The following is a 3,566-nucleotide window of genomic DNA, read 5'->3' as shown; positions in this document are numbered from 1 at the left end:
GCCGCCGGTGGCGGCACGGCGGCGCGCAGCGGCACGGGCGCCAGCCGCGCGGGCTTGGCCCTTTCGCGGCGCTTCATCCGCGCCCAGCCACGCACCTTGGCGACGAGTTCCGCCTTGAATTCCGGCGATGCCGCGCCGCCGGCCGAACCCTGCGGCTTCGGCACGTAGTCCGAGGCACCCGCGGCGAGTGCCGCGATCGCCGCCTTGGCGCCGCGCTGGGTCAGCGCGCTCGCGACGATGACGGCCGTGCCCGGCGCCGCCTTCAGGATCAGCGGCAGCGCCGTCATGCCGTCCATCACCGGCATCTCGAGGTCGAGCAGGACCACGTCGGGCTTCGCCTCGGACAGCGCCGCAAGCGCCGCGCGCCCGTCGCCCGCGCGATGAACCACGCGGATGCCCGGCTCCGATTCGAGCAGTCGGCCGAGGATGGCGCGCGTCGTAGCGCTGTCGTCGCACAGCATCACGCGCACCTCCGGCTCGGCCGCCGGAAGGGGAAGTGTCACGCCGCTTCCTCCAGCAGCCCCGCCTGGGTGAACTTGTCCCGCAGGATGTCGGCGTCGAAGGGCTTCATGACGTATTCCTGCGCGCCGGCCGACAGCGCCTCCAGGATCTTGGACAGCTCCGCTTCCGTCGTGCACAGCACGATGCGCGGCTGGTCCGGCCCGAACTCCGCGCGCACGGCGCGCAGGAAGGTGATTCCGTCCATGACCGGCATGTTCCAGTCGAGAAGGACGGCCTCGGGCAACCCGGAACGGCAGGCGTCCAGCGCCTCCTGCCCGTCCTTGGCCTCCGAGACGTTGAAGCCGAAGCCCTCGATGATGCGGCGCGCGGCCTTGCGGACCACGGTGCTGTCATCGACGACGAGGCAGGTACGCTGCGACATGGGTTGCTCCTCAGCCGATCGCCAGCACGCGGCCGACATCAAGCACGATCAGCAGCCGGCCTTCCTGCCGGTAGACGCCGCGTGAGACATCGCGCCACAGCGGGTCGAGCGTCGGCGGGTTGGGCGCGCAATCGGCCGCGACGAGCGGGATGACCTCGCCCACCTGGTCGACGAGCAGGGCGTAGAGTTCGTTCGACTGCTCGACGACGACGCTCATCGGCTGCGCCTCCGCGGCACGCGAGGGCAGGCCGAGCCGGAGCCGCAGGTCGAGCGCGGTCACGATGCGCCCGCGCAGGTTCAGGCTGCCCGCCACTTCGCGCGGCGCCATCGGGATGCGCGTGATGGCGTGAGGGCCGAGCACGTCGCGCACGGCGAGCACGGGCACCGCGCAGGACTGGCCCGCCACGGTCAGGGTGAGGAAGACGTCGTCCTCGCGCAGGGCGGCACCCTGCATGGCGGCACGCGGGGCGCCGTTCGGGGTCGCGGCAATGGTCTGCATGGCTGGCGTTCCTCAGGCGGCGAGCGGGGCGGACAGGCAGTCGCGCAGCGACTGCAGCAGCGCGTCCCGGTCGTACTTGGCGACATAGTCGGTGAAGCCGGCATCTCGGCCGCGCGCGACGTCCGCGGGCTCGGCGCGCGCCGAAAGCGCGATCACCGGCGCCTCGGACCAGGCACCGCCCGCCCGCAGCGTCCGGGCGAAGGCGAGCCCGTCCATCCCGGGCATCTCGATGTCGGAGATGATGGCGTCGAAGGGCACGCCCTCGTCGCGCAGCTTCAGCGCGGCGGCGGCGCCATCGACCGCCGTCACCTCGTAGCCCTCGGCCGAGAGCGCGGGGACCACCAGGTGGCGGAAAAAGGTGCTGTCCTCGACCAGAAGCAGGCGGGCGCGCGGGCCGCCCGCGCTGGTGGGGCGGGTAGGGCGGAACCAGTCCTCTCCGGCCTGGGCGAGCCAGAAGGCGGTGTCGATCACCTCCGTCACCTTGCCGGCGATCACCGCGCTGCCGATGAAGCCCGGCCTGCCGGAGCCGGCCTGGATCTCGAGCTTCGCCTCGAGCACGTCGAGGATCTCGTCCACCACGAGGCCCATGGCGCGGTTGTTCTCGGTGAAGACGAGAACCGGCTGGCGGGACTCCCCTTCGGGCGGCATCCAGCCGGCCGAGATCGGGATCAGCGGCATCAGCGCGCCGCGGTACTGCACGACCGGCACGGCGCCGGACATCTCGATGCGCTCGCCGGGAATGTCCTCGAGCCGCGCGACAAGGCCGAGGGGGACCGCCTTCGGGGTCTGGTCGCCGGCGCGGAACAGCAGCAGGGAACTGCTCATGTTCGAGCGCTGGCCGACCACGGCGGCGGCGCCGCGCTGCGTCTCCTCAGCCGTGGTGTCGGAGCCGACGCCCGCCGCGCGCGCGATCCCGTTCGGGTCGAGGATCATGATGACGCTGCCGTCGCCGAGGATAGTGTTGCCGCTGAACATCGTCACGTGGCGCAGGATGGGTGCGACCGGCTTGACCACGATCTCCTCGGTGTCGAACACCCGGTCGAGGATGATGCCGAAGGCCTGGCCGCCCACCTGCATCACCGCGACGAAGCCCTCATCCGTCTCCTCGTGCCGCAGGCGCAGCAGGCCGGCGAGCGAGACGAGCGGCAGCAGGCGGTCGCGCAGGCGTAGTACGGCGCTTTCCTTGATGCGCTCGATCCGCGGCGCGCCTTCCTGCGTGCCGCCGACCCGCACCAGCTCGACCACGCCGATCTGCGGCAGGGCGAAGCGCTCCCCGCCCGACTCGACGATCAGGGCGGAGGCGATCGCGAGCGTCAGCGGGATCTTGATGGTGAAGGTCGTGCCGCGACCCTCGCGGGAGACGAGCTCGACCGTGCCGCCGATCTTCTCGATGTTGGTCTTGACCACGTCCATGCCGACGCCGCGGCCCGAGACCGAGGTCACCTGCTGGGCGGTGGAGAAGCCGGGGGCGAAGATGAAGCGCAGGATGTCGCGCTCATGCATCTGCGCGATCTCGGCTTCCGTCGCGAGGCCGTTGGCGATCGCCTTGGCGCGGATCTTGTCGACCGGCAGGCCGCGCCCGTCGTCGCCGATCTCGATGATGATGTGCCCGCCTTCATGATAGGCGTTGAGCAGGATGCGCCCGGTCTCGGGCTTGCCCGCGGCGCGGCGCTCCGCCGGCTTCTCAAGGCCATGGTCGCCCGAGTTGCGCACCATGTGCGTCAGCGGGTCGCGGATCAGTTCCAGAACCTGGCGGTCGAGCTCGGTCTGCGCGCCACGCATCTCGAGCTCAATCTTCTTGCCGAGTTCGTGCGCGAGGTCGCGCACCAGCCGCGGCAGCTTTGCCCAGGCATTGCCGATCGGCTGCATGCGCGTCTTCATCACCCCTTCCTGCAGGTCGGAGGTGATGTGCGACAGGCGCTGCAGCGGCACGGTGAAGGCGCCGGCCTGGCTCGCGCGCGCCAGCTGCAACAGCTGGTTGCGGGTCAGCACCAGCTCGCTCACCAGCGTCATCAAATCTTCGAGCACATCGACGGAGACGCGGATGGTCTGGGGCGCGGAGGCATCCTGCTGCGCGCCATCGGCAACGACGGGCGCGGGCGGCGCAACATCCACCACCGGAGCGGGCGCGGGGGCGGGCACCGGGGCGAGCGGCGCCTCGGCGACCGGCGCGGGGGCGGGCTC

Annotated in this window: 4 protein-coding genes; all 4 read right to left on the bottom strand. The window is 71.4% G+C overall.

What is annotated here, in order from left to right; all coding sequences use genetic code 11:
• Positions 1 to 503 (bottom strand): response regulator (locus tag HW577_RS22620; RefSeq protein WP_332837788.1); only part of this gene is annotated, 503 nt, incomplete at its 3' end.
• Positions 500 to 883 (bottom strand): response regulator, encoded by a 384-nt coding sequence (locus HW577_RS22615; protein WP_198378369.1) that lies wholly within the window; start codon positions 881 to 883, stop codon positions 500 to 502. The genes HW577_RS22615 and HW577_RS22620, both read right to left, overlap by 4 nt.
• A 10-nt stretch (positions 884 to 893) precedes the next feature.
• Positions 894 to 1,382, bottom strand: a complete 489-nt coding sequence (locus tag HW577_RS22610; RefSeq protein WP_408639549.1) for a chemotaxis protein CheW — start codon at positions 1,380 to 1,382, stop codon at positions 894 to 896.
• A 12-nt stretch (positions 1,383 to 1,394) separates the two neighbouring features.
• On the bottom strand, positions 1,395 to 3,566 hold a 2,172-nt coding region (locus tag HW577_RS22605), incomplete at its 5' end, for a hybrid sensor histidine kinase/response regulator (protein WP_269769588.1).

It is taken from the genome of Neoroseomonas rubea, from assembly GCF_016106015.1.
In the GTDB taxonomy this organism is placed as follows: Bacteria; Pseudomonadota; Alphaproteobacteria; order Acetobacterales; family Acetobacteraceae; genus Neoroseomonas; species Neoroseomonas rubea.
Note: the sequence above shows the minus strand (reverse complement) of the source record. Positions and strands in the feature narration are given on the sequence as shown.

Excerpts from the sequence above, each read along its gene's own strand:
- HW577_RS22615 (WP_198378369.1), bottom strand. The coding sequence starts at position 883 with ATGTCGCAGCGTACCTGCCTCGTCGTCGATGACAGCACCGTGGTCCGC.
- HW577_RS22610 (WP_408639549.1), bottom strand. The coding sequence starts at position 1,382 with ATGCAGACCATTGCCGCGACCCCGAACGGCGCCCCGCGTGCCGCCATG.